This window comes from Archangium sp. (assembly GCF_057119385.1).
This window is the reverse complement of the sequence record NZ_DBNGVP010000034.1, coordinates 1-25,682: the sequence shown is the minus strand read 5'-3', so window position 1 is coordinate 25,682 and position 25,682 is coordinate 1. Positions and strand designations below refer to the sequence as shown.

Sequence of the window (25,682 nt, the reverse complement as noted above, 5' to 3'; positions counted from 1 at the left end):
ATCCGGTGCGGAGGGGAGGGATGCCTCGGGTTGTCCTGGCGGTGTGCCTCCGGGCCTCCCTCCCGCCGAGCCGCGCTCAGGGCGCGAGCTTCAAGATGAAGAAGTCCCGGCCTCCCTCGGGGACCAGCGTCGTGCCCTCGAGGGTCACCGGCGCGGAGAAGGTCGCCAGGAGCGCGCTCTCGCCCCGGCTGTCCACGGAGATGTCATCGGGGGCGAACTGCTCGGAGGGCCCCGGGAAGGTGCGGATCCACCGGAGATCGCCATCGCCCTTGTCGAAGCGGGCGACGAAGACGTTGTTCGCGCCAGGCTCTCCCCGCAGCCGCCGCGAGCCGATCCGGTCTCCATCCTCGTAGACCCCCGTCACCACGACGCTGCCGCGTGGGTCCACGGCGATGGCGCCACTGGCCCGTCCGAAATGCCGCGCCCAGCGCTCCTCGCCATCCGCCGTGTAGGCGAGCAGGAGCCCATCGCTCTCGTTGGGATCATTCCGGCTCGGAGTGCACAGCCGCCTTCCATCGAACCTGACGCAGCCGGCGAAGACCCCGGTGAGGACGATGCGGTTGCCCCAGGCCGCCACTCCCGCGAGCGAGGCGTTCGCGCCCACCGGGCGCCGCTCCCAGAGCCGTGTGCCATCCCTGTCGAGCTTGTAGACGAAGGGCCCATCCTCGCGGCCGCCGGCGAGGATGAACCGGCCCTCCGAGTCCACGGCCGCATCGCGCGGGAAACCCGTCCGGTCATCCACGAAGGCCCAGAGGAACCCTCCCTCGGGCGAGAAGCGCACGAAGACGGGCTGGCCCCGGAGGGTGAGAGGCCCCCCGCCGAAGTCCATCGTCGCCACCACGGTGGCGGCCAGGCCGATGTTTCCCTCGCGGTCCGTCAGCAGCTTCTCCGCGCGGAAGGTGGGCCGTGCCACATCGCTGGGGAAATGCCTGGACCACACGTGTCCGCCCTCGCGATCGAGCTTCACGAGGAAGGCCCCGGAGGGCAGGAGACCGCCTCCGAAGTCGATCGTGCCGGTTTGGGAGCCAGCGAGCACGATGTGGCCCTCACGATCCACCGCGAGTGCCGTCGCGAAGGCGTGGAGGAAGTCCGGGCTCGAGCCGGGTGTCACCTCGAAGGTGCGGGCCCAGAGCAGCCTCCCGTCCGGCGCGTACTTCGCCACGGCGATGAGCCGCTCCTCCGGGATGCCTCGTCCCAGCGGGTGGCCCGGTTCGAATTCGATCGTCCCTCCCACACTCACAGAGACGATGACGTTCCGGTCGGCATCCTGGACGATGGCGAGGGACTCCGCGTCGAAAGGAGTCCGGGGATGCCGGAACCAGCGTGTCGCGCCCTGGGAGGAGCCGGAGCGCCAGGAGGCGCTGAGTGGCTCCTCGGATGCCGCGTGTTCCTCTTGTGGGAGCCCGTCCTCCTGCTCGCCCTCCGGAGGCACCACTCCGCAGTGAACGAGACCCACTACCGCGAGCAGGGCAATGCCTGCTCTCCACCACTTGCGCTCCATGTCGTTCCCCCTCCTCGCGAGCCCCTGCACTCCCTGCATGAGCCGCAAGGGGGGAGCGGGCTCGCGTCCATACAGTGCACATCGCCACATCGCCGACACACCGCCCGCGGGCTCGTGGGCAGGGTGAGATACTTCACAGGCCCTGCTCGCCCCGCATTTGTTGATAACTCCAACGTTGTTGGGATCTGGAGCAGCTCCTTTGTCGAGAGGTGTCGTACCCTGTCACTCCTACCGACTCGTTCCACACGAGGTAGGTAGAGGGTCCATTGCGTGTGCATGAGGGCGAAGCCTTGAACATGCCTGGGCAGATCGTTTGGCTCCCTGCTTTGCTCCTGTTGCTTTCGCTCTTGTCTGGGTGTGTCACCGGGCGAATCCAGCCAAGCCATTTTCAGTTCGTCACGATCGTCGAGAAGACCGTTCCAGGAGCGGATGGTTGGCGCGCGGCATGTGTCCACGCCAGGATCAAGAATGGAACCACGGGAGAGTTCTTCTTCTGCAAATTCGGCGTTGAGGTTCCCATCGAAAACAGGGACGGACCTGTCTCGATCTCCCTGGCGCAGCGCCTCGCGGCGGATTGCGCCAACGAAGCAGCAATCAGCGTTCTTGGTGCGGCAGCAAGGGAGCCGGATCCTCCCCTTGGCATTTTGTGCGAAACATTCAAGACAACTTATGGTGCGCTGCTGAATGCCGCCATCGGAGGGGCACGGGTGACGAGAGTGTGTGACAAGAAGACCAGGCCCGTTATATTTGGCGAGTTCAGCCCCTGAGCCGATGCCACTTTCAGCGGAACAACTTCTCGGTATCGCGCGAAGCTATTGGCGCTCGGATAAGGACTATTATCTCAGGCAGGAGAAGAGTCCCGAGACCGAAAGGCTTCAGGCATTATGGGAGCGGGAACTCGAAAAGGTTGAGCGCTGGAAGGCATTCTTGAAGGACCTCCAGCAGGAGCTTCCTGGCTTCAGCATCGGGAATGTCGTGACGACGGCCGATGCCAGCTTTCGTTGCATCGCGTACCCAGTAAAAGGAACCCCGCCGCCGTCTTTCGACCAGGCCGTCGTGGGGTGCGTCAGCATCTTGGCACCTGTCTACATCATCTACGGCGTAGAATACGAACGAACGGGCGCCTCGCGGTCCAATCCAAGGATTGTCTTCGAGCCACTCCCACCCGGTATGAGATTCCCGGCCGACGTCATCGCCAGAAGAATCGAAGCAGTATTTGGCGTCAGTGCGCTTCCTCGCGATATCGCGGAAGTCCCTGTTCCGCTTTTCGTGGAGTGGAAGGAGCCTCCGAATACGACGCTCTTCCATGCCCTCTTCACGAGTGAGCCGGGCAACCTGCCTTGAATGTCCCTGGCTCTCCCCGGGTTCAGGCAGGGCTCACGCGCCCTCGATCTCCATGCGGTAGCCCACGCCGCGCACCGTCTGGAGCGCGAACCGTGAGGCGCTGTTCCACCCCAGCTTCCGTTTGAGGCTGGAGACGAAGTTGTCCACCGTGTGCGGGTCCACCACCACGTCCCGCCCCCACACCGCGTCGAGGATTTCATCCCGGCGAAGCACACGCTCACGCTCGCGCACGAAGAAGGCCAGCAGGTCGAACTCGGTGCGCGTCAGCTCCACCGTCTTCCCCTCGGGCGTCTCCACCTTGCGCCGGTCCAGGTCCATCCGGTAGCCCGCGAAGCGCAGCACCTGCACAGGCACGCCTCCGCCTCGCCGCACCAACGCGCCCACCCGCGCCAGCAGTTCGCGCAGGCGGTAGGGTTTGCCCAGGTAGTCCTGCGCTCCCGCCTCGAAGCCCCGCACCACGTCGTCCTCGAGCGTCCGCGCCGTGAGCATCAGCACCGGCGTCGTCACCCCTTCCTGGCGCAGCGTCCGGCACAGCGTGTAGCCGTCCCCATCCGGCAGCATCACGTCCAGCAGGATGAGCTGGAACGCACGCCGGGCCAGGTGCGCGCGGGCCTCGGCCACCGTGGTGGCCTCCTCCACGCCGTAGCCCCCCTGGTTCTCCAGGTTGTCGCGCAGCGCGAGCCGCAGGTTGAGATCGTCCTCCACCAGCAGGATGGCGGGAGTCGTGGCAGTCATTCAGCGCCTCTCCGGAAAGGTGAGCTCGAAGGTGGTTCCCTCGGGACTGGAGGCCGCCACGCGGATTTCTCCCCCGTGCAGCCGCAGGATGCGCCGGCACAGCGCCAGGCCGAGCCCGCTGCCGGGCACCTCCCGTCCCTGTCCTCGCAACCGGTAGAACTCGCCGAAGATGCGCTCCCACTCGGCCTCGGGAATGCCCACGCCGTTGTCCGAGAAGCGCACCCGTCCGTCCGCGAGCGCCTCCACGCGCAGGCACACCGGGTTGCGCGTGTTGTAGGCACACGCGTTGCGCGCCAGGTTCGCCAGCAGCAGCCGCATCAACTGCGGATCCGCGAGCAGCTCGCGCTCGCCCACGTCGGCCGTCAACTCCACCGGCACCCGCGCCCAGGCCTCCAGGTCCCTCCGCAGCGTGGCCACCAGCTCGTCCAGCCGTACCAACGACAGGTGCGGCACCCACCGGCCCTTGTCGATCCGGTTGAACGACAGCAGGTTCTCCACCAGGAATCCCAGCCCGTCCGCCTCGTGGATGATGCGCGCGGGGTAGTCCTTCGTCTCGGCCCCCTGGGCCAGCCGCCACTCGAGCGTCTCGGCCAGCAGCCGGATGGAGGCCAGCGGCGTGCGCAGCTCGTGCGACACGGTGGCCACGAAGTCGCTCTTGAGCTCCAGGAAGCGGTACTTGCGGTGCTGCGCCACGAAGGCGAGTCCCGCGATGGTCAGCGCCAGCCCCGCGCACAGCACCACCATGCCCGTCTTCAACCGGTAGCGCTGCTCCAGCGCCGCTTCCTCCTGCTCCCACACCGGCGTCTCCACCCCCAGGGGCAGGTTCGCCAGCGGCAGCATCTCCTCCGTCCCGAGCAGCCGCACGTGTCCCTCGGGGCCGAGCAGCCCGCGCTCGCGCATCTCCCGGGTGAGGATGTCCAGCAGCGCCTCGGGCGTCACCGCCACGCCCCGGACGTGGTCCTTGTCCTTCGGCTCCAGGTACCAACCGGAGCGCACCAGCACCGGACCGGGCAGGGACTCGGGCAGGGGCAGGGGCGTGGCCGCCAGCTCCGCGGTGCGCGCCTCGAATTCGATCACCGGCGTCCCCGTCCGCCTGGACAGCTCCACCACGCGCTCGTGCAGGAAGTAGAAGTCCGGACGGGTGAAGCGCGAGCGCTTGAGGAGCAGCAGCCGCTGCAATCCCTCCAGCCGGTGGCCCTGGTTGTCCTCCATCCCATGGTGCAACAGCGACTGCATGAGGGGGCGCTCGGGGATCGCCCGCGCCGCGAGGGACTCCAGCACCACCAGGAAGCCGGGCACGTCCCGCGTCGAGGCCAGCACGTACCGGACGCGGTGCTGCAGGAAGGCCACGAGCGTGTCGGTCACCGCCCGCGCATCCCGGCGTTCGAGCGCCCGCTCCAGGTCGCGCATCAGCGCGAGCCGCTCCGTCCAGGGGTCCTCCGCGTCCTCGGGGGGCTCCTTGCCCGCGCGCAGCCGCATGTACCGGTCGCGGGCCGGGGAGTCCTCTCCCACGTCGAAGAGGGCCAGCCGTGGCAGCAACTGCTCCCCGCGCTCGCGCAGGTAGAGCCCTCCGGCGGGAGCGAGCGGATCGGCCGCGGCGAGCTCCAGCGCGGGCCTTGCCTCCTCCAGCTTCTCCCTCAACGTCTGGCTCAGGGAGACGAGCGCGTACTGCGCGAGGGCCTCGCGCCGGGAGTGGAGCGAGGCCCGGGCATCCTCGCGCTCGGTGGCGAAGATGCGCTGTAGCTGCCACAGACCCCATCCGAGCCCGGCCAGGCCGAGCACGAGGGCGGAGAGGGTGGGCAGCAGCCGGCGGAACATGGACGCTCTCTACTTGATGACCGGCACGCGGTCGAAGTCCATGGAGACCACCGGCGCGAGCTGCTCGAAGCGATCCGTGCGCCGGTCCAGCCCCTGCGCCTTGCGGATGAGCGCGCCCAGCTCCCTCACGTCCGGCCGGTCACGCAGGGGCTCGTCCAGCTCCTCCCACAGCGAGACGAGCTGGGGCCAGGAGAGCGTGCGCACCCAGTACGAGCCGCGCAGCTTCTCGGCGAAGGCGGCCGCCACGTAGGACAGGCGCGTGGGGGGCGCGGTGCGGCCGTAGGCGGGCCGCAGGATGCTCGAGGGCAGGTGCTTCTCCATCTCCTTCGAGTCGCCGCCCTCCGGCGCCTTGTACCGGATGCGCAGCGTGGCGAAGGACTCGGCGGGCTCGCGCAGCTTCACCTCGTAGATGGCGGTGACGCTGTGGCCCGCGCCCACCTCGCCCGCGTCCACCCGGTCATCGGCGAACTGCTCCTTGGCGAGCACCCGGTTCTCGTAGCCCACCAGCCGGTAGCGGGCCACCGCCTTGCGGTCGAACTCCACCTGCAGCTTCACGTCCTTGGCCACCACCTGGAGCGTGCCGGTGAGGTTCTGCACGAAGATGCGCCGCGCCTCCTCCAACTGGTCCACGTACGCGTAGTTGCCCTCGCCCACCTGCGCCAGCCGCTCCATCAGCACGTCATTGTAGTTGCCCATGCCGAAGCCCACGGTGGTCAGGGTGATGCCCTTCGAGGCCTGGGCGCGCACCCGCTCCCAGATGCCATCCGCGTCGGTGATGCCGTTGTTGGCCACGCCGTCCGAGCACAGGATGACGCGGTTGATGCCCCCCTCGAGCAGGTGCTCCGAGGCGATGGAGTAACCCAGCTCGATGCCGGCCTGGGCATTGGTGGCGCCGTCGGAGGAGAGGCCGTCGATGGCGGCGAACAGCTTGTTCTTCTCGAAGGCGCTCGTGGGCCCGAGCACCGGGCGCGCCGTCGAGCCATAGACGGCGATGGACACCCGGTCGCGCTCGTCCAGCTCGTCCACCAGCAGCTTCAGCGCCCGCTTCACCAGCCCGAGCCGGTTCTCGATGTTCATGGAGCCGGACACGTCGATGACGAAGACCAGGTGCGCGGGCTTGCGCTCCTCCCGGCTCACCTCGCGCGCCTTCAGCCCGATGTGCACCACGTGGTAGCCCTTGCGGCTGGGCGAGGGGAAGCCCTCCACGTGCACGCTGAAGGGGGCCTCGGGGTCGCTCCTGTAGCCGTAGTCGAAGCTGTTGACGAACTCCTCCACCCGCACCGCCTGCTCATCCGGCAGCGCTCCCCGCTCCAGGTAGCCGCGCGCCAGCGCATAGGAGGCCCTGTCCACGTCCACGGAGAAGGTGGAGAAGCGCTCCTCCTCGGTGTCGATGGTCGGGTTCACCCCGTAGCTCTGGAAGTACATGTCCGAGAAGGGCTGCTGGGGCAGCGTCACGGTGCGCTCGGGCGTCGGAGGCGCCGGGGTGGGGTTGGACGAAGGAGGAGGCGGGGGCGGAGGCGGGTTGGCGTTCTTCTTTCCCCCACTGAAGAAGTCGCTGATGCTCCTGCCGATGGCGCCGAAGTCGAGGGGTGGCGCACTGCTCCCTCCGCCCGTGACCACGATCATCTCCTCGGCGAAGCTCTCGGGCAGGAGCTCCACGTTCACACGGACGGTGCGATCCAGGCGCAATGGGATGTCCGAGCGGGAGAACGGCCTGTAGTTCTCCTTGTCGAAGCGCAGGGTGTAGACGCCCGGTGGCAGCTGGGGGATGCGGTAGTTGCCCTCGGAGTCCGTCACCACGACCTGCTCGCCCATGAGGTTGGGGGAGGTGGCGGTGACCACCACGTCCGCGATGGGCTTCTTGTTCTCGGCGGACATGACCGTGCCGATGATGACGCTATCGGCCAGGGCCGGCGCGGACAGCAGCAGCAGGACACAGCAGAGGGCACTTCTCAGGGCGTGTTTCATCGTCGGAGCCACCTCGGGCAACGGGGAGACACGACCCATCATCCGGATGTGGCCCTCATGGTGCCGCATGCGGTTCTCCGCTCTTCATCATGGTTTCATCACGCCCGCCCGGCCGCGGAGCGGGCGGGCCTCGGTGTTCGTTCCTGGGACGGCGCTTTCCACAACCGGGTAGCACCCCTCGGGAGCCCTCTGTCTCTCCGAGTGATTTCAAGGACTTGAGCGGGTGTCCGGGGCTGGCACGCCCTTCGCTCAAGGATTCGGACGTGGACATTCCCAAGAAACCCAAGAATCAACGCAAGCCCTGGCTCCTCATGGGCCTGGGTGTGCTCGTGCTCCTCGGCGTGACGGTGGGGCTCTCGCGGCTCCGGTCCGCCGCGCCCACGGTGGAGCGCGGCACGGTGTGGCTCGACACGGTGAAGCGCGGGCCGATGATCCGCCAGGTCAAGGGCACGGGCACGCTGGTGCCCGAGCGCATCCGCTGGCTCACCGCCGACACCGCCGGCCGCGTCGAGCGCATCCACGTCCGGCCCGGCACGGCCGTGGAGCCCGGCACGCCGCTGCTCGAGCTGTCCAACCCGGACGTCCAGCTCCAGGCGCTGGAGGCCGAGCGCCAGCTGGCCAGCGCGGAGGCGGAGCTCATCTCCCTGCGCACCAACCTGGAGACGCAGCGCATCTCCCAGGCGGCCGCCCTCGCCACGCTGGAGACCGAGGCCACCAATGCCGAGAGCCAGGCCCAGGCCACCGTGGCGCTGATGGATCGCGCCTTCGTGCCGAAGCTGGAGGTGCAGCAGGTGAAGGGCAAGGCGGACGAGATGACCACGCGGCTCGGCCTCGAGCGCCAGCGGCTGGCGGTGCTGCAGTCCAGCACGCGCGAGCAGCTCGCGGCGCAGCAGGGGCAGATCGAGCGGCTGAAGGCGGTGGCGCGTTTCCGCCGCGCGCAGGTGGAGTCCATGCAGGTGAAGGCGGGGGAGGCCGGGGTGCTGTCGGAGCTGCCGCTGGAGCTGGGGCAATGGGTGACGCCGGGCACCGTACTGGCCAAGGTGGTGAAGCCCGAGCGGTTGAAGGCGGAGCTGCGCATCGCGGAGACGCAGGCGCGGGACATCGTGGTGGGCCAGCGCGCGGAGGTGGACACGCGCAATGGCATCGTCGAGGGCACGGTGGCGCGCATCGCTCCGGCGGCGAGCCAGGGCACGGTGCGGGTGGAGGTGATGCTCACGGGCGAGCTGCCCAAGGGCGCGCGGCCGGATCTCACCGTGGAGGGCACGGTGGAGCTGGAGCGGTTGGGAGAGGTGCTCTCCATGGGCCGGCCGGCGGGTGCCCAGCCGAACGCCACGGTGTCGCTCTTCAAGCTGGTGCCGGGCAGTGACGAGGCGGTGCGGGTTCCGGTGCAGCTGGGCCGGGGCTCGGTGAATTCCATCGAGGTCGTCCAGGGCCTCGCCGAGGGAGACCAGGTGGTGCTCTCGGACATGACCGCGTGGGACGCGGTGGATCGGGTGAGTCTGCGATGACGGCGATGACGATGACGTCGGTTCAGGTCCAGGAGACGGCTCCGGTGGAAACCCCTTCGATGGCGCAGCAGAAGGCCCTCCTGCAGCTCGAGGGCATCACCAAGGTCTTCGAGACGGAGGAGGTGGAGACGCACGCGCTCTCCGACGTCCACTTCGCGGTGCGGCCCGGCGAGTGGGTCTCCATCGTGGGGCCCTCGGGCTCGGGGAAGACGACGCTGCTGGCGCTGCTGGGCCTGCTGGACACGGCCTCCCAGGGCACCTACCTGCTGGATGGGCGCTCGGTGTTGGACCTGTCCCCGGCGGAGCGCGCGCTGGTGCGCAACCAGCACATCGGCTTCATCTTCCAGAGCTTCAACCTCATTGGCGATCTGTCCGTCTACGAGAACGTGGAGCTGCCGCTCACCTACCGGGGCATGTCCGCGGAGGAGCGCCGCCAGCGGGTGGAGCGGGCGCTGGAGCGGGTGGGCATGGGCCACCGGGCGCGGCACATGCCGGGGCAGCTCTCCGGCGGTCAGCAGCAGCGCGTGGCCGTGGCGCGCGCCGTGGCCGGAGAGCCGCTCATCCTCCTGGCCGACGAGCCCACCGGCAACCTCGACTCCAAGAATGGCGAGCAGGTGATGCAGCTGCTCTCCGAGCTCCACAAGAGCGGCGCCACCCTCATCATGGTGACGCACGATCCGAACCAGGCGCGGCTCGGCACGCGCATGGTGAGCCTCTTCGACGGCCGCGTCGTCCAGGACGAGCGCCTCCGCTGAACCGCGGCGCCCCCGCGGAACCGCAGCGCCTCCGCAGTTCCTTCCCCGGGAACCCCCATGGATACCCTCCTCCAGGATGCTCGCTTCGCGCTGCGCATGCTCCGCAAGAGCCCGGCCTTCACGGTGGCCGCGGTGCTCACGCTGGCGCTCGGTATCGGCGCAAACACCGCCATCTTCAGCGTGGTGAATGGCGTGCTGCTGCGCCCGCTGCCGTACGAGGAGCCCGAGCAGCTCGTCTTCATCCAGGAGGGCACGCCCAGCTTCCCGGCGATGACGGTGAGCATCCCCGACTTCATGGACTGGCGGGCGGGCCAGCGGACCTTCACGGACCTGGCCGCCTTCCGGACGGGGGCCTTCGATCTCACCGGGGTGGACATCCCCGAGCGGCTCGGGACGCGGCTGGTGAGCGCCTCGATGCTGCCGCTGCTGGGCGTGAGCCCGGTGCTGGGGCGCAACTTCCTTCCCGAGGAGGACGTGCTCGGCGGGCCTCCGGTGGTGATGCTCTCCCATGGCTTCTGGGTGCGGCGCTTCGCCCAGGACCCGAACATCCTCGGCAGGACCCTGACGCTCGATGGCGTGCCGCACACCGTGGTGGGCGTGCTGCCCCAGGACTTCCAGTTCTACGCGGCCCAGGACATCTGGGTGCCCCTGGCCCGGACGGAGCGCCGCTTCTTCGAGCAGCGGGGCAACCACCCGGGCATGTACGTGCTGGGCCGGCTCAAGCCCGGCGTGACGCTGGAGCAGGCGCGGGCGGACCTCGAGGCCATCGGCAAGCGGCTGCAGGAGGCCCACCCGGACTCCAACAGCAAGGTGCTGCCGCGGTTGTCGATGCTCCATGAGCGGCTCGTGAGGGACTTGCGTCCCAGCCTGCTGGCCCTCATGGCGGCGGTGGGTTTCGTGCTGCTGATCGCCGCCATCAACGTGGTCAACCTGCTGCTCGCCCGGGGCACGGCGCGCCAGCGCGAGCTGGTCATCCGCGCCTCGCTGGGGGCAGGGCGCGGCCGGTTGATCCGCCAGATGCTGGTGGAGTCCGCGCTGCTGGCGTTGGTGGGCGGTGGCTTCGGACTGGTGCTCGCGCTGTGGGGCGTGGACCTGCTCGCGGCCTCGCGGCCGGAGGGCATTCCCACCACCGCGACCTTCGCCGTGGACGGCAAGGTGCTGGCCTTCACGCTGGTGCTGTCGCTCGGCGTGGGGGTGCTGCTCGGCCTGCTGCCGGCGTTCCGGGCCAGCCAGGTGTCGTTGGTGGAGACGCTCAAGGACACGGGCGCGGGGGCGGCTCGCTTCCGGGGCCGGGCGCGCGATGCCCTGGTGGTGGCCGAGGTGGCCCTGGCGCTCACGCTGCTCGTGGGCGCGGGGTTGCTCACGCGCACCTTCGTCCAGCTCAAGGGGTTGGAGCTGGGCTTCAAGCCCGAGAACCTGCTGATCCTGCGCATGTCCGCGCCGCAGACACGCTTCCCGGGCGCGGAGTCGCTCCGAGGCTTCATCGAGCAGTCCCGTGAGCGGCTGGCGGCGATGCCCGGGGTGCGCGTGGCCACGTACTCCAACGGGATGCCGCTGCTCGACCTGTCGGACTCGAGCTTCCGGAGCGCGGGCCGGCCGCCTCCCGAGAAGGGCGAGTCGCCGCAGGCGGTCATCTTCTTCACCGCGCCCAACTTCTTCGAGTCCATGGGCATCCCGCTGCTGGAGGGCCGGGGTTTCCAGCCCACGGATCGCGTGGGGAGCGCACCGGTGGTCGTGGTGGACGAGGTGCTGGCGAAGCGGTTCTTCCCCGGTCAGAGCGCGCTGGGGCAGAAGATCCTCTCCATGGGCGACCGGGAGTTCGAGATCATCGGGGTGGCGAAGCACGTCATCGCCTATGGGCTTGGAGAGCCGGAGCACGCGGCCTTCCAGTTCTACTTCCCGCTGCTGCAGGTGCCGGACGAGTTCCTGCCCCAGGTGGCCCGCTCGCTGACGCTGGCCGTCCGGGGCGAGGGCCACACCGACGCGCTGGTGCCCCGGGTGCGCGAGGAGTTCAAGGCGATGGACCCGGATCAGGCGCTGTCGGGGCTGGCCTCCATGGACTCGCTGGTGGAGGGCTCGCTGGCGGATCGCCGGTTCGTGCTGGGGCTGGTGGGCCTGTTCGCGGTGCTGGCCCTGGTGCTCTCGAGCATCGGCATCTACAGCGTCATGTCCTACACGGTGGCGCTGCGCACCCGGGAGATGGGCATCCGCATGGCGCTCGGGGCGCGCGAGCTGGATCCTGCTGGCGCTGCTGGCGGGACTGCCGGGCTCCCTCACCGCGCTCGTGCTCCTGTGGGGGGGCGACGCGAGCACGAAGGTGTGCTGGACGCTCACCGTCCTGGTGGTGGGTGTGTACCTGGGCGCGGCGTTCGCCGTCCGCGAGCGCGTCACCCGGCCGCTGCAGACGGTGGCCAACCTGCTCGCGGCCCTGCGCGAGGGGGACTACTCGGTGCGCGGGCGCGGTGCGCGGGGGGGAGATCCCCTGGGCGAGGTGTACCTGGAGACCAACACCCTGGCCCAGACGCTGCGCCAGCAACGGCTGGGGGCCGTGGAGGCGGACGTGCTCCTCACCCAGGTGATGGAGGAGATCGACGTCGCGGTGCTGACCTTCGATGGCGAGGGCACGCTGAAGCTCGTCAACCGCGCCGGGGAGCGGCTGCTTGGACTGCCGCGCGCGCGGCTGATGAACCAGAAGGCGGAGGGGCTCGGCCTGGCGGAGCTGCTGGAGGGCCCGGTGCCGCGGCGCCTCACGCGCGCTTTCGCCGTGGAGGGCGGGCCGTACGAGCTGCGCCGGGGGACGTTCCGGCAGGGCGGACTGCCCCACCAGCTGGTGGTGCTCGCGGATCTGCGGCTGGCGCTGCGCGAGGAGGAGCGCGAGGCGTGGCGGCGGATGGTCCGGGTGTTGAGCCATGAGATCAACAACTCGCTGACGCCCATCCACTCCATCTCGGACTCGTTGAAGGAGTCGCTGTCCCTGGTGCCGCGGCCGGCGGACTGGGAGGAGGACGCGCGGATGGGCCTGGGCATCATCGCGCGGCGCAGCGAGGCGCTGGGGCGCTTCATGTCCGCCTATGCCCGGCTGGCGCGCCTGCCGCCGCCGAGGCTCTCGCCGGTGGAGGTGGACCCCTGGGTGCGGCGGGTGGCGGCGCTGGAGACGCGGCTGGCGGTGGAGGTCCGCCCGGGGCCCATGCTCGCGGTGAGCGCGGATGGAGATCAGCTGGAGCAGCTGCTCATCAACCTGGTGCGCAACGCGGTGGACGCGGCGCGCGAGCGTCAGGGCCGGGTGTGGGTGTCGTGGACGGCCCCGTCGGCGGACGCGGTGGAGGTGTGGGTGGAGGACGAGGGCCCGGGCCTGGCGGACACGGCCAACCTCTTCGTGCCCTTCTTCACGACGAAGCCGGAGGGCAGTGGCATCGGCCTGGCGCTCAGCCGGCAGATCGCCGAGGCGCACGGGGGCAGTCTGCGTCTGGAGAACCGGACGGAGGGCCCGGGGGGCCGCGCGCGGCTGCGGCTGCCGTTGAACGCGGCCGGGTTGCGGCGTTGAGCTTGGGTGCCGCGAGGCTCAGCGCTGCGCGGCGGGCAGGCGGATGGTGAAGGTGCTGCCCTGGCCCGGCTGGCTCTGCACGTCGATGCGGCCCTTGTGCCTGGCGATGATGCCGTAGCTCACGGACAGCCCCAGGCCCGTGCCCTGGCCGCGCGGCTTGGTGGTGAAGAAGGGCGTGAAGAGCTTGGAGAGCGTCTCCGGCGTCATCCCCTTGCCGGTGTCGGCGATCTCCACCACCACCTCGTTGCCCTCGTGCCGGGTGCGGATGCGGATCTCCCCCCGCGTTTCAATGGCATGGGCCGCGTTGACGAGCAGGTTGGTGAACACCTGGGAGATCTGCGTGGGGTGGCAGCTCACGGGCGGCAGCGGACCGAAGTCGCGCTTCACCTCGCATTTGTACTTGAGCTCGTTCCAGACGATCTTCAGCGTGGAGGACAGCTCCGTGTTCACGTCCACCAACTGGGGCTCGCCCGTGTCCTCGCGGGCGAACGAGCGCAGGCTCTGGGCGATCTCCTTGATGCGCCGGGTGCCCGCCAGCGACTCCTCGATGAGCTCCGGCATGTCGCTGAGCAGGTAGTCCACCTCCTCCTGCTTCCACAGCTCGGCCATGCGCTCGAGCAGCTCCGCGCTGGCGGCGTCCGGGTGGGTCAGCAGCTCGCGCTGCAGCTGCAGCAGCGGCGAGAGCGAGGAGACGTACTGGTCGAGCGTCCCCAGGTTGCTCATCACGTAGCTGACCGGGTTGTTGATCTCATGCGCGACGCCCGCGGCCATCTGCCCCAGCGAGGCCATCTTCTCGGCCTGGATGAGCTGGGCCTGCTGCTCCTCCAGCTCGATGGTGGCCTTGAGCAGCTTCTCGCTGCGGTTGCGCACCAGCTCCTCGAGGCTGTCGCGGTGGCGCCGCAGCTCCTCCTCCTGCTGCAGCAGGCGCGCCTCGGACAGCTTGCGCTCGGTGATGTTGCGGATGATGGACACGGCCTCGTCGGGGCCGCTGCGGCGGATGCGGGCCTCGTAGTACTCGCGCCCCTCCGGCATCTCCAACGCGTAGTCGAAGACCTCCAGGGTGCCTTCCCGGATGGCGCGCCCCAGGTGCATGAACATCTTGTCCAGCAGGGGCGCGGGGAACGGCAGATGGCGCATGTTGCCGCCGATGAGCCGCTCGGGGGGCACGGCCAGGTCCTCGGGCCGGGGGGCGTGGTAGTCCAGGTAGGTGCCGTCCGCGCTCTGGCGCAGGACGATGTCCGGCAGGGTGCGGATCAGCGAGCGCAGGCGCTCCTCGGCGAGCTTCTGCGTGGTGATGTCCACGTTGGTGCCCACCATGCGCAGCGGGCGGCCCTGCTCGTCACGCGCCACCACCCGGGCCCGCGTCAGCACCCAGCTCCACCCGCCATCCTTGCGCCGCATGCGCTGCTCGCGCTCGATGAGCGCGAGGGCACCCGTCAGGTGCTCCTGGACGAGCCGCTCGGTCTCGTCCGCGTCCTCGGGATGGCACAGGCTCATCCACGTGGCCTGGGTGTGCTCCAGCTCGCCCTCGGCGTAGCCCAGCATGCCCAGCCAGGGCCGGTTCGCGAACAGCCGGCCCGTGGTCATGTCCAGGTCCCACAGGCCGTCCTGCACGCTGTCCATCATCAGCCGCAGGCGCTCGGCCAGCAGCCGCACGCGCTCCGCGCTGGCCTCCTGTGTCTGACGCAGCTCCTGCTCGGCGCGCCGCCGCCGCTGCTCGTTGCGGCTCCCGGCGAGCAGGTCCCCGCAGGCGCTGAGGAAGGGCTGGAGGAAGTCGATGAGCCCGGCGTCGTAGCCGCCCGGGCGTTGGGTGAGCGCCACCAGCCCCACCCGCTCCCCGCCGGACTCCAGGGGCAGCCCGAGGAAGGTGTGCTTCGCGCCGGGGCCTCCGCCCTGCACGGGCGCGCCCGAGGCGAAGACGGCGCCCACCACCGCGCGCGGCGTGCCCGGCTCCCGGGCCGGTGCGTCCCGCGTGACGGCCAGCTCCCACGTGGCGCCTTCCTCCTCCCGGGGAACGCTGGCGAGGAGCCGCAGCGAGGGCGGGGCCTCGGCGCCGGTGAGCAGCTCCCCGATGACGCCGCAGGTGCTGCCCGTCAGCTCCAGCACCCCCGCGAGCAGCCGCTGGAGGATGTCCCGGGCCTCTCCCCCGCGGATGAAGTCCGCCTGGGCCGCGGAGATGGCCCGCAGCAGGGCATTGCCGGCCCGTAGCTTCTCCTCGGCGGAGCTCTCGCCACCGATGGTCACACCGGAAGAGTCCCGGGAGACCGGAGCCGGGCCTTGGGGGAGGGAAGCCATGGAAGGGGACCTTGGGAGAGTGCGGCGACAGCGTCCGGGGACGGAAATCTACACGGATCTCCCCTGGAGTGACACGCCTCCGCTCCCGGGACCCCGGGTGTCAGCCGATGAACACCAGCAGCAGATGGGCGAACGAGGCGAGTACCACCGCGGCGGCCGTCGTGCCCAGGGCGGTGAGCAGGACCGGGTGCTTGTCCACCGAGCGGAGGGCCTCGTGGAGCCCGCGCTTCATCAGCGTGCGCTGGCACCGCACGTGGATGCGGCCCTCCATCACGCCCTGCAGCTCCAGCATCATCTCGTCGGCGGACTGGAAGCGCTTGTCCAGCTCCTTGGAGAAGCCCTTGTGGAGGAACCAGCGCAGCTCCGAGGGCACCGGCGCCTGGTGGGGGCTCGAGTCCGGCATGAAGGCCGGGGAGGGCGCGTTCTGCACACCCTCGAGCACATCCGCCAGCGACTCACGGCCCTCCAGGTAGTGGCGCAGGAAGAGCAGCTCGTGGAAGAGCACGGTGAGGCTGTAGGTGTCGCTGCGCTCGTCCACGGCGTCGTGCTGGCCGCGGGCCTGCTCGGGAGACATGTAGAAGGGCGTGCCCACCACGGCGCCCAGCTGCGTCTGGAGCGCGGCGGCATCCCTCAGGCTGGGAGGCATGTTGCCCGTGGACGGAGCGCCGGCCGCGCCCGCCGGGGTGCGCACGCGCCGGGCCAGGCCCCAGTCCATCACGGTGACTTCGCCATAGGGCCCCACCATGATGTTGGCGGGCTTGAGGTCGCGGTGGATGAAGCCCTTGCGGTGCGCGTACGCCAGCGCGTTGAGCACGCCGGTGAAGAGCTGCACACGCACGGGGAAGCTGAAGCGCGCGTGCGTGGCGCGGTCCCCCTGGCGGAGCTTGTGGATGATGGACTCGAGCGTGTCGCCCTGCAGGTGCTTCATCACGAAGTAGTAGCGGCCGAGGTGGTCGATACCGACGTCGTGCACCGGGACGATGTTGGGGTGATCCAACTGCCCGATGGTGCGGATCTCCTCCACGAAGCGCAGCAGGCGATCCAGATCATTCGACTCGGGCAGGCGCTTGAGGGCGACCATCCGCTCGATGTCGTTGTCCTTGAGCAGCACCACCTCGCCCATGCCGCCCTGGCCCAGCTGGCTCAGCTCCTCGAAGCGCTCGCGCTCGAAGGGAACCACGTTGGGCTTGTCTCCGGCCCACTCCACCCGGGGCAGCACCGTGCTGCGCCGCCCGGCGGCCGTCGGAGGGCTCTGCGGCGGGGCGATCGACGCGGGGGCGTTTCCGGGCTGGGAGGCCGGGGAGACGAAGGTGGCATCCAGGCTGGCGTTCGGGACGTATCGGAGCGTGTCCGTCATGGGGTTCCCTGAATAACAGAACCTCTCCCGTCGCGCCCGGCCGCCTGCTCCCTTCTTGGGCCCCTGGCGTCAGGTGCGACTGTGTTGGCTGGTACCCTGCCTCAGCGGGCCCCACTGGTAGACGTCTACCAGTGATGGCGCACATTGTCCTGCTTCGTGCGCGTTGTCGCATGTATGCCCACATCGCTGGTAGACGTCTACCACTAACCGTCTCGATAGCCGGACGGAGACTGCATCGTGTGGACTGTAGTGGGGGCTGCTTCGTCCGTAAGTCCCTGGAATGAGATGGCTCGAGCGTTGGCGCGTCGGCTGCTCTGCCTGTGTCCGGGCTCGCCACTCCGGCGGGTCCTACCCACGCAAAGAGGGGGAAGACACATGGCAACGCAGAAGACGCTGGCCGCTCCCGCGAAGATGATGGCCGTTCCCAGCAAGACGATGGCCGCGCCTGGCCTGACGCTGGAGGACCTGACGCTCGACGAGATCAAGGACATCATCGTCGACCTGGCCCGGCAGGGCAGCACGTTCCAGCACCAGATCGGCACGCTCTACAACCACGTCGTCGCCAGGAGGCTGGCGGAGTTGGCCGGCTACCAGAACGCGCAGGAGTACTTCAGCAGGAACGTGAAGGCGCTCTCGCAGTCGACCCTGGGCAACTACGGCATCGTGGCGCGTAACTTCACGGTGGAGGACTGCATGCAGTACGGCATGTACCGCCTGCGGGCGCTCCTGCGGTATCTGGAGGCGATCCACGTGACCGTGCCCACGGATTTGAGCACCCTGGTGCTCGACGTGCCGAAGGATGATGGCAGGGTGGAGAAGAAGCCGCTCGCCGAGTGCAGCGTGGATGATGTGGAGCGCGCCACGCGGTCGAAGCGGGCTCCGCCCGTGAGCCGCGTCCCCGTCGCGGATCAGGCTCGGCTGCTGTTCATTGCCGACAGCATCTCCACCCAGTTCGAGGGAGTGGCTGACATCCGCCTGTCTTCGCGCACCAAGGAGGGCAAGACGCTCGTCAGTTTGCAGGACGTGCCGATGACGGAGCTGACGCGGCTCATGCAGGCCATCCAGGATGGCATCGACGCCGAGCCCACCCTCGCGGACGAGGAGACGCCGGCTTCCGCGTAAGGTGAACCGGGCGTGCGGGGAGGGAGGAACCGTTTGTCGGTCCTCCCTCCCCGTCGTCGTGTTCGCGACCAGGGGCTCTTCACAAGGGGAGGTAGAACACGTGACAGTCATGACGAGGCAAGAGGCGCTCGCGGAGTTGAAGAAGGTTGCCACCAGCCTCAACACGCTTATGTGGGTGCATGGCCGGATTCGGATCCGGGTTTCTTGAACATCCGGGTTCCACAACCGGATGGCTCGGTGGTGGTGAAGACCTTCGCGGACTGTAGCCTGGAAGACATCCGGCGAGCGGTTTCGCCACCCAGACGCAAATCCGCCTGGGAAATGGTGCGAAGGCGGGAACGGCTGCGTGTTCTCGTCCTGAAGGAACTCGTGCCCCAGCGTTTCCCAACAACGACAGGGCTCCGCGTCCGGGCCGAGGGCGAGAAGGCGTTCGTTTCCTTCCAAGAGGTACCGGTTGCGGATTTGGAGAAACTCATCGCGGTGCTGCAGGAGTGCGTCGCGTTGGAGCCCTCGCTGCTTCGGGCTGGGAAGTAGTGCTGGAGTGTTGTCATGACGGGGAGGGGCGCCGATCCGCGAGGAGCGGTGTTCTTCCCTGGTTCCAAATAAAGATTGAGCCCGGTTGTCTTCCATGCAGTAGATGGACGGTATGGACGAGAAGCTGCAACGCCTGCTAGGTGACGCGGCCCGGGCTGCTCGGTTACGGCTGGGGCTTACGCAGATGGAAGTGGCCGCGAAGGTTGACCTGGAACCGGGGGTTTACGGCCGGATAGAGCGCGGTCATATGATGCCCAGTGTGCCTTCGCTGCGCCGCATCTGCGCGGCGCTGGGCGTTTCCTCGGATACGCTGCTATCTCTGGGGGAACAAGAAGGCAAGCAGTCGGCAGCCCCGCTCGACCCCATATCTGGTGAGCATCCAGAATTGAGCCGCATCATCCACATCCTACAGGGCTGGCCCCCGGAGCGGCTGTCGCTGCTGCGCAAACTGTTGGAAACGGCTGACGCCCACCTCACGTCGTGAGTGCGTTGGTTTCAAGTGCCTCTTCTCCGTGATGATCTTCCAACTGGCGCAGGTGGCGTACCATGCGGCGCATCCGCGGTGTGTCCTCCGGGAGGTCAACTGCCTCCTGCAACCAATCTGCCGCCTTGCGGCCGGTGAGTCCAAGGACCGTGTTGGCATCCTCCCGGAGAACCTGGCACAGCCGCCGCATACGTGGGACGCTGGGAAACATCAGCCCCCGTTCCAACCTCCCGTACACTTCGGTGGACATCCCCGCGCGCTCCGCTACGTCTGCCTGAGTAAACCCTGCACGCTCGCGAGCCTCGCGAAATGTGTCTCCCAGGTGGCTGGCCAGTGCCTTCCTCTTCGTATCGACCTTCTTGTCGGTGCTCATGGTGTCCGTGCCGTGCCGGATTGATTACATCTCGTCTGCCACGTCTTCCTCGGGAACGGGCACTACGCCCTTCTCGGTGGGAAAGGCGTGAGTGGCATGTGGGGACGTCTTGTTGCAGATGAGGGATATCACCTCCGTTGCGGCCTCCCGCTTCCCGAAGGGCCTATCCTGGTGAAGATATGAGCGCAGGTCCGCGCTCAACTCGGCTCCGCTCTGGTAGCGGTCTCCCGGGTCGGCGCGCAGCGCCTTGTGAAGGATGTGCTTGAGTTGTGCAGGGATGCCCGAGGCCATGCGTTCCACGTCCTCGGAGTCAAAGTGGAGGATGCGTTCGGCCAACTGCCCTACGCTGGCCCAGGTGGTGCGCTCCGATTGGGTGATGGCGTTGTAGCGGACAACCTCGGGCGATGCATCCTGCGGCAGAGCCAGGTCTGGCGGGTCCAATGGGTACCGGCCCGCGAGCATTTCCAGCAGCACCATTCCCAGGGAGAAGAGATCCGCCCGCCCATCTGCCGGGTGAAAGCGCATGATTTCTGGAGCGGCGTAGGCCAGATCCGCGCGCAACACCCGGGGGGCCGTGTGGACGCGCCCTGTCAGCTCCGACCAGGCCACGCCGAAGTCCGTCAGCTTCACCTCGCCCTGGCGGCCCAGCCGGATGCTCATGGGGCTCACTGCCCGGTGGACGACATGAAGCGGCCGGTCACCTTCACCCTTGCAATTCCAGGCGTGGTGGAGCGCATCGGCCACCTCGGCGGCGATGTAGCACGCGAAGGCGGGTGACAGTTTGCGGCGCTCCAGGAGCGCGGCAGCGATGGCCGTGTCCAGAAAGCAGCCCGCCACGTACTCCGTCACCACATAGGGCCGCCCCTCGTGCTCCTCCAGTCCAAACACCCGGGCGATGTTCGGGTGGTCGAGGTGGCAGGCGAGCCGGACCTCCTCCAAGGCGCGTTGGCGGCGCTCCTTCCTGGGCGGCATGACGATGCGTCGCAGCATGACGACGCAGGTGGGCTCGTCACCCCGGAGCGGCTTGCGCCGGGCCACGGCCGTGGGACTGAAGTCCTCGTGCTCGAGAAGGGTGCGCAGGTACTCGTAGCGGTGCTGCTTTCCCTGGAAGAGAAGCGCGCCGCGTCCCTGGGGACGGATGGGGAAGTCGGAGCTGGGCGGCGGATGCATGAACACTCCTGAGATGCAGGCAGGAAGAGGGGGACGACAGGCCAGGCGAGCGGCGAACCAAAGGAAAGAAGGAGCGCGGATACGCGCACGTCGTCACGGAGAGTGACGGGGAATTTACAGTGGGTGCATGTTGCATCGCGCGTTTCTGTTCAATCACGTTCCTTTTTCGTGAGTCGCTTGCTTTACAGGTAACATGTGCGGATTCCGAAAGGAAGGGGGAAGCGACCAGAGAGGTCAGAGTCGGCTGCTGACCTCGCAGAGTGGGACGTCCCCTGGCCTGCTCAGTCATCGAGAGATGGGCGCATGGTCGCTTGGTGGGACTACTCCTGCCTTCCAGGACCTGGCCGGTGGTTCCACTTGCCCGGAATCGGTGTTCCACATGGCCGGAATGGGCGTTCCACTTGCTCCGGAATCAGTGTTCCACTTGCCCCGGAATCAGTGTTCCACTTGCCCCGGAATCGGTGTTCCAGATGGTCCGGTGCACGCAGCCAGGACCGCCCAGAGAGGCCACCGGCTCATGGCGCACCTCCAGACAGCCTCACCTTCGGTAGATTCGGCCTCACGTGGCGACGCCGATGCTCCTCACTCATTCCGGAACCACTCCGCGGGGATGCCCAGCGCCGCGAGAATCCGCTCGGGTGAACGTTCGCCTTTGATGTCGCTGACAACTCGCAGACGCGGAAACTCACCTGGCGGCTGGGCGAACTCTTCGACGCCCTCACCCCCTCGCCTCACGGTAACAAAAAACTCGTCCAGGTTCGGTGAGGCCATCACCGCATATACGGTCGCGTGGGGAATCCGTTCCGAAACGGTGATGTCAGCGAACCCTATATTGCCTGTACCGCTAGAAATGAGGAGCCCTCGCGTGGTGTCCTCGAAGCGATAGTGCCCCGGAGGAAACGGATCGTCGGCCTCCTCCAGCACGCGTTGTGCCTTCTCCGCCCGGACTCCTTCTATCAACGCGACCGTCCGCAGCGACTTCCTCTCGGGTGAGTCCGAAGTCTTCTCGCTTTCTGGCAGCGGACACCCGAGTGACTTCGCCAGAGAGTCCGGGTCCCTGTCCTCCAGAACATCGAGTGCACCGTTTCGCCACGACATGACGGTCCACGGGTCATTGGCGCGCTCAATCGAGTACACGGGCTCATCACATTCGAGCGACAAGGCCTCGGCGATTTGCATCTCGGCGCCGATGTCGATGGGGTCCGTCCCCACGATGGCGTGGTAACGGCCACTGCCCGCGATGAACTCGAAGGGCAGCTCTTCTCCGTCCTCTTCATCCCAGTCCGGCATCGCGACGGCCAGGGCGCGTCTTTCCAGCCGTGCGGGATCGCCTGGAGTCAGGACTGCCCAGAGAGGCCACCGACTCATGGCGCACCTCCGGACAAGTCCTCTGGCAGGCTAAGTGCTGCACGCAACGGCTTCGTTTCCTCCAGCATGCTGGCCCTCCTAACCCGTAGGAATTGCGTTCCCTTACGTTTTCCTGGAGGACGCGGGGCCCGTGGACATGGGCGAGGCTACTCCGCTCGGCCGGGTGTCCGGCGCCTGGGCGAAGCCGTCCCAGCACCCGTCATTCATTCCGGAACCACTCTGCTGGGATGCCCAGTGCTGCAAGAATCCGCTCAGGCGACTTCCCGCCCTTGATGTCTCCAACAACTGGCAGCCGTGGAAGTTCATTAGGCGGCTGGGCAAACTCTTCGATGCCTTCTCCACCTCGCCGTACGGTGACAATAAATTCCTCCAGGTCCGGCGAGGCGATAACTGCGTATATGGTGGCACGGGGAATCCGTTCCGACACCGTGATGTCAGCAAATCCTATGTCGCCGGTTCCGCTGGAAATAAGCAGACCACGCGGCGTGTCCTCGAGCCGATAGCGTCCTGGGGTGAGTGGCTCGCCAGCATCCTCCTCCAGCACCCGAAGCGCCTCGTGTGCGCGAACTCCTTCCACCAGTGCGGCCTTGCGCAAGGGACGTCTCTCTGCTCGGTTAGGCGATTTGTCGCCTCCTGGCAGCGCACAACCGAGAGAATTCGACAGAGATTCTGGATCGCGCTCCAAGACATCCGGGGTGCCCTTTCGCCACGACATGACGGTCCAGGGGTCGTTAGCGCGCTCAATCGAGTACACGGGCTCATTGCCTTCAAGCGATAGTTCCTTGGCGATCTGAATCTCGGCGCCTACGTCGATGGGGTTATAGCCTACGAGGCCGTGATAGCGGCCATGTCCCAGGCACACCTCAAAAGGTGGTCCATCTTCGCCCTCCTCACCCTTTTCCAACCCCAATGCGTCGTAGGCACGGCGCTCCAGCCATGCTGGCTCACCTGAAGCAAGGACCGCCCAGAGAGGCCACCGACTCATGGAGCACCTCCAGACAGCCTCTCCTCCGGCAGATTCGGACTCACGTGGCTACGCTGATGCTCCTCACTCATTCTGGAACCACTCTGCGGGGATGCCCAGCGCCGCGAGAATCCGCTCGGGTGAACGTTCGCCTTTGATGTCGCTGACAACCAGGAAGGGCGGAAAATCATCAGGCGGATGCGTGAACTGTCCGATGCAGTCTCCTCCCCGAAGTACATTGACAACGAACATATCCAAGCTCGGCGAGGCAATCACTCCATAGGCAGTCGCATTAGGAAGCCGCTCTGATAGAGTGATGTCAGCGAAGCCTATGTCGCCTGTTTCGCTGGAGATCCGGAGCCCTTGCGGTGTGTCCTCGAATCGGTAATGTCCCGGAGGGAATGGGTCGCCGGCCTCCTCCAGCACGCGAGGTGCCTCTTGCGCTCGGACGCCTTCCACCAAGGCGACCTTTCGTAGAGGCTTCCTCACGGGCGAGTCCGAAGACCTCTCGCTTTCTGGTAGCGGACAACCGAGGGACTCCGCCAGAGAGTCCGGGTCCCTATCATCCAAGATGTCTCGCACTCCATTCCGCCATGCCGTGACGGCCCAAGGGTCGTTGGCGCGCTCAATCGAGTACACGGGCTCATCACATTCGAGCGACAGTGCCTCGGCAATTTGCATCTCGGCTCCGATATCGCTGGGGTCCGTCCCCACGATGGCATGGTAATGGCCACTGCCCGGGATGAACTCGAAGGGCTGCTCTTTTCCGTCCTCTTCGTCCTCTTCCGTCATCACGATGACCCGCGCACGGCTCTCCAACCGTGCGGGCTCGCCTGGAGCCAGGACCGCCCAGAGAGGCCACCGACTCATGGCGCACCTCCAGGCAGCACCTCGGGCAACTTCAGCGCCGCGCGCAACTGTTTCGTCTTCTCCAAAATTTTTGCCTCCTCCACCTGCATGAGCTTTGTGCCCCGTGCGTTTTTTGCCAGAAAATCTAAAAGCTTGGCTCTAGTAGGGCCGCTTAAGCTGTCTGTGCTGACGAGAAACGGTTTCCCTCGAGGTGCCTTCGCCGCATCCGCGAGTTGGTCGAGCAGGCGCTGAAGCTGCTTTATTAGCGTCTCCTGCTGTTCGCTGAGCCTGGCGCCGCGTTGTCTGGCCAGCCAGGTGTCGAGCGCCTTGCGCCACCGGTTTTCGTTCCAACCCTTGACTTCCACCCCATGTTGAAGCTTCGGCCCCATCATGGCCGTCAGCACGTCATCGATGATATGCCCTCCTTCCATTTTTACCTGCCGCCCGGTCAACTGAAAGCCCGGAAAGAGTTTGCGCGCATTGTCCTCTGTCAGTATCTCCGTCGCAATCCCGCGGAGTTGCTCGCGCGCCCTCAGTTGCGCCTTCAAATCCCCCGGCTCCGCCGCCGCCCGATGGAAGTCTTTCCAGGGCGTCATCTTGTTCCTGGCCATGAAATTGAGGTCCTCCAGGGTCAGTCCCGTGGAGCGCAGCCAGCCCAGGTCCACTTTGCCATTGCATGCCTTCCTCACCAGTTCGGCCACCGCCTCGGCTTCCAGTTCCGGGTGACTGACGAGCCACTCGGCTTCCCTCAGGAAGGGGAGCGAATCCTTCAGGCTCGGAGCTCCCGAGCGTCTCAGCAACTGCGCCAGCGCCGGCTTCGCCGCACTACGGGCGGAGGCGCGTAGCGACTCCACGGCGGCGAGGTAGGCCTGGGCCTTGTCGGCCGGCAGCGCCGCCGCACGCCGTGCCACTGCACCGTAGGCGAGCGCCATTTCCTGGCTCTCCGCCGCCAGCAGCTTCAACGCTTCCAGCGTTTTCTCGGCCTCCTCGGCCGCGAGCCCCGCGCCGCGAATGCCACCGAGGGCCCGTGCGGCGGCCATTTCCCCGCGGATGGCGAAGAAGGCCTGCTTGAAAGCCTCGGCGCCGCCAGGAAGGGAAACTCGCAGTCCGTCCGGTGTCGCAACGGCCTTGCCCTCGGCGAGTGTCCGCTCCAACGTCCTGGCCAGGGCCTGTATGGACTCCACGGACTCGCGCAGTCCCGCGGAGGCCCGGGCGCCAGACTGGCTCAGCACCAGCCCACCCCGGTACGCCAGCTCGCGCCCTATGCCCGAGTCGATGAGCTTGGAGATGTCCCGCGCGGCCAGTGCGAGCAGTGCCAGGTCATGCACCGCGAGGAAGGACCGTCCCTCCGCCGTCCGCGACAGCTCCGCGCGCCAGGTGTCCACCACCGCCAGCGTCGTCAGCAGGGCCATGCGGCCCACGAACTGACGTACCGCCGCCCGTTGCGCCGTGGCCACGGTGCCACCTTCAACGGCGGTGGCCGCCACCCCTGGCGGCAGCGGTGCCTTCGTCAAGGCGGACACGGCGTGGTAGAACATGTGCATCTCGACGATGCGGCTCACCGCCTCCCAGATGAGCGCTTCATCCGGCAGGGAGGCGTGCAGGGCCAGCTCCATGGCCGTCATGACCTGGGTGCGCGGCTGTGGCCCGTGGACTTCCACGCGCACCCACTCCAGCGGGTGAAAGGCGCGGCTGCGCGTGCCCGGTTCCGTCGAGGAGCCGTAGCGGGCCTGGAAGCTGTGCTTCACCGGCTCGAAGTACAGGGCCATGCGCTGGGAGGCCCCTGCTGCCTCCTGGGGTAGCGCGGGCTCTGCTTCCAGGCTCACTCCCTTCTTGGCCTGCCACGCCTCTGGCGCCACCCGCTTCGTGGGCACCAGCCCGGAGGACACGTTCACCAGGTATGCCGTCCCGCCTTCGCTCCCCAGCTCGAAGGTGGGCAGGTCGTCGAGCGAGCCGAGCACGAGTGGAAACGAGGCCAGCGCTTTCTGGGTGA

The 25,682-nt window shown here is 67.6% G+C and carries 20 protein-coding genes and 2 pseudogenes; 10 read left to right on the top strand and 12 right to left on the bottom strand.

Annotated features, from left to right (window positions below; genetic code table 11):
- Positions 1 to 76: 76 nt before the first annotated feature.
- Positions 77 to 1,501 (bottom strand): hypothetical protein, encoded by a 1,425-nt coding sequence (locus AC16DP_RS08915; protein ID WP_329731732.1) that lies wholly within the window; start codon positions 1,499 to 1,501, stop codon positions 77 to 79.
- Positions 1,502 to 1,797: 296 nt separating this feature from the next.
- Between AC16DP_RS08915 and AC16DP_RS08910 the strand changes: the two genes are divergently transcribed.
- Complete coding sequence (locus tag AC16DP_RS08910) at positions 1,798 to 2,268, top strand: hypothetical protein (protein WP_329731731.1); 471 nt, start codon at positions 1,798 to 1,800, stop codon at positions 2,266 to 2,268.
- A 4-nt stretch (positions 2,269 to 2,272) separates the two neighbouring features.
- Positions 2,273 to 2,845 (top strand): hypothetical protein, encoded by a 573-nt coding sequence (locus AC16DP_RS08905; protein ID WP_329731730.1) that lies wholly within the window; start codon positions 2,273 to 2,275, stop codon positions 2,843 to 2,845.
- 33 nt (positions 2,846 to 2,878) lie between these two features.
- Here the strand turns inward: AC16DP_RS08905 and AC16DP_RS08900 are convergent, their stop codons facing one another.
- The 3 genes from AC16DP_RS08900 to AC16DP_RS08890 are packed head-to-tail and all read right to left on the bottom strand — an operon-like array spanning position 2,879 to position 7,366.
- A complete protein-coding gene (locus AC16DP_RS08900; protein WP_329731729.1) occupies positions 2,879 to 3,580 on the bottom strand; it encodes a response regulator transcription factor in 702 nt (233 codons plus the stop codon).
- The gene (locus tag AC16DP_RS08895; protein ID WP_329731728.1) at positions 3,581 to 5,398 is read right to left on the bottom strand and encodes a sensor histidine kinase; all 1,818 of its coding nucleotides are present in this window, start codon (positions 5,396 to 5,398) and stop codon (positions 3,581 to 3,583) included.
- 9 nt (positions 5,399 to 5,407) lie between these two features.
- Positions 5,408 to 7,366, bottom strand: a complete 1,959-nt coding sequence (locus AC16DP_RS08890; protein ID WP_329731727.1) for a YfbK domain-containing protein — start codon at positions 7,364 to 7,366, stop codon at positions 5,408 to 5,410.
- A 263-nt stretch (positions 7,367 to 7,629) separates the two neighbouring features.
- Between AC16DP_RS08890 and AC16DP_RS08885 the strand changes: the two genes are divergently transcribed.
- From AC16DP_RS08885 to AC16DP_RS08865, 5 genes and pseudogenes are all read left to right on the top strand, one after another.
- Complete coding sequence (locus AC16DP_RS08885; protein ID WP_329731726.1) at positions 7,630 to 8,874, top strand: HlyD family secretion protein; 1,245 nt, start codon at positions 7,630 to 7,632, stop codon at positions 8,872 to 8,874.
- 11 nt (positions 8,875 to 8,885) lie between these two features.
- Positions 8,886 to 9,629 (top strand): ABC transporter ATP-binding protein, encoded by a 744-nt coding sequence (locus tag AC16DP_RS08880; protein ID WP_414640773.1) that lies wholly within the window; start codon positions 8,886 to 8,888, stop codon positions 9,627 to 9,629.
- Between the two features lie 57 nt (positions 9,630 to 9,686).
- Positions 9,687 to 11,801 (top strand): annotated as a pseudogene (locus tag AC16DP_RS08875) (ABC transporter permease); the annotation flags it as partial.
- Positions 11,802 to 12,207: 406 nt separating this feature from the next.
- A pseudogene (locus AC16DP_RS08870) lies at positions 12,208 to 12,366 on the top strand (PAS domain-containing protein); the annotation flags it as partial.
- 96 nt (positions 12,367 to 12,462) lie between these two features.
- On the top strand, positions 12,463 to 13,173 hold the full coding sequence (locus tag AC16DP_RS08865) for a sensor histidine kinase (protein ID WP_329731761.1): 711 nt from the start codon (positions 12,463 to 12,465) through the stop codon (positions 13,171 to 13,173).
- Between the two features lie 18 nt (positions 13,174 to 13,191).
- On the opposite strand, the gene AC16DP_RS08860 is transcribed toward AC16DP_RS08865, so the two are convergent.
- Positions 13,192 to 15,417, bottom strand: a complete 2,226-nt coding sequence (locus AC16DP_RS08860) for an ATP-binding protein (RefSeq protein WP_329731725.1) — start codon at positions 15,415 to 15,417, stop codon at positions 13,192 to 13,194.
- Between the two features lie 151 nt (positions 15,418 to 15,568).
- Positions 15,569 to 16,825, bottom strand: coding sequence for a serine/threonine-protein kinase (locus AC16DP_RS08855; RefSeq protein ID WP_329731724.1), 1,257 nt, complete (start codon positions 16,823 to 16,825; stop codon positions 15,569 to 15,571).
- 375 nt (positions 16,826 to 17,200) lie between these two features.
- Between AC16DP_RS08855 and AC16DP_RS08850 the strand changes: the two genes are divergently transcribed.
- The 3 genes from AC16DP_RS08850 to AC16DP_RS08840 all read left to right on the top strand — a co-directional run bounded on the left by AC16DP_RS08850 (position 17,201) and on the right by AC16DP_RS08840 (position 18,965).
- The gene (locus AC16DP_RS08850) at positions 17,201 to 17,947 is read left to right on the top strand and encodes a hypothetical protein (RefSeq protein ID WP_329731723.1); all 747 of its coding nucleotides are present in this window, start codon (positions 17,201 to 17,203) and stop codon (positions 17,945 to 17,947) included.
- 240 nt (positions 17,948 to 18,187) lie between these two features.
- Positions 18,188 to 18,481, top strand: a complete 294-nt coding sequence (locus AC16DP_RS08845; protein WP_483956673.1) for a hypothetical protein — start codon at positions 18,188 to 18,190, stop codon at positions 18,479 to 18,481.
- A 112-nt stretch (positions 18,482 to 18,593) separates the two neighbouring features.
- On the top strand, positions 18,594 to 18,965 hold the full coding sequence (locus tag AC16DP_RS08840; protein WP_329731722.1) for a helix-turn-helix domain-containing protein: 372 nt from the start codon (positions 18,594 to 18,596) through the stop codon (positions 18,963 to 18,965).
- Here AC16DP_RS08840 and AC16DP_RS08835 read toward each other — a convergent pair.
- From AC16DP_RS08835 to AC16DP_RS08810, 6 genes are all read right to left on the bottom strand, one after another.
- On the bottom strand, positions 18,955 to 19,338 hold the full coding sequence (locus tag AC16DP_RS08835) for a helix-turn-helix transcriptional regulator (RefSeq protein WP_329731721.1): 384 nt from the start codon (positions 19,336 to 19,338) through the stop codon (positions 18,955 to 18,957). The genes AC16DP_RS08840 and AC16DP_RS08835 overlap by 11 nt on opposite strands.
- Before the next feature lie 24 nt (positions 19,339 to 19,362).
- Positions 19,363 to 20,508 (bottom strand): serine/threonine protein kinase, encoded by a 1,146-nt coding sequence (locus AC16DP_RS08830; RefSeq protein WP_329731720.1) that lies wholly within the window; start codon positions 20,506 to 20,508, stop codon positions 19,363 to 19,365.
- Between the two features lie 582 nt (positions 20,509 to 21,090).
- Entirely contained in the window at positions 21,091 to 21,876 is a 786-nt protein-coding gene (locus AC16DP_RS08825) for a hypothetical protein (RefSeq protein ID WP_329731719.1), read from the bottom strand.
- Between the two features lie 199 nt (positions 21,877 to 22,075).
- Positions 22,076 to 22,861: a hypothetical protein gene (locus AC16DP_RS08820; RefSeq protein WP_329731718.1), complete on the bottom strand. Its 786-nt coding sequence runs from the start codon at positions 22,859 to 22,861 to the stop codon at positions 22,076 to 22,078.
- Positions 22,862 to 22,924: 63 nt separating this feature from the next.
- Positions 22,925 to 23,632 (bottom strand): hypothetical protein, encoded by a 708-nt coding sequence (locus tag AC16DP_RS08815; protein ID WP_329731717.1) that lies wholly within the window; start codon positions 23,630 to 23,632, stop codon positions 22,925 to 22,927.
- 74 nt (positions 23,633 to 23,706) lie between these two features.
- A partial coding sequence (locus AC16DP_RS08810; RefSeq protein ID WP_483956672.1) for a hypothetical protein occupies positions 23,707 to 25,682 on the bottom strand: 1,976 nt, incomplete at its 5' end.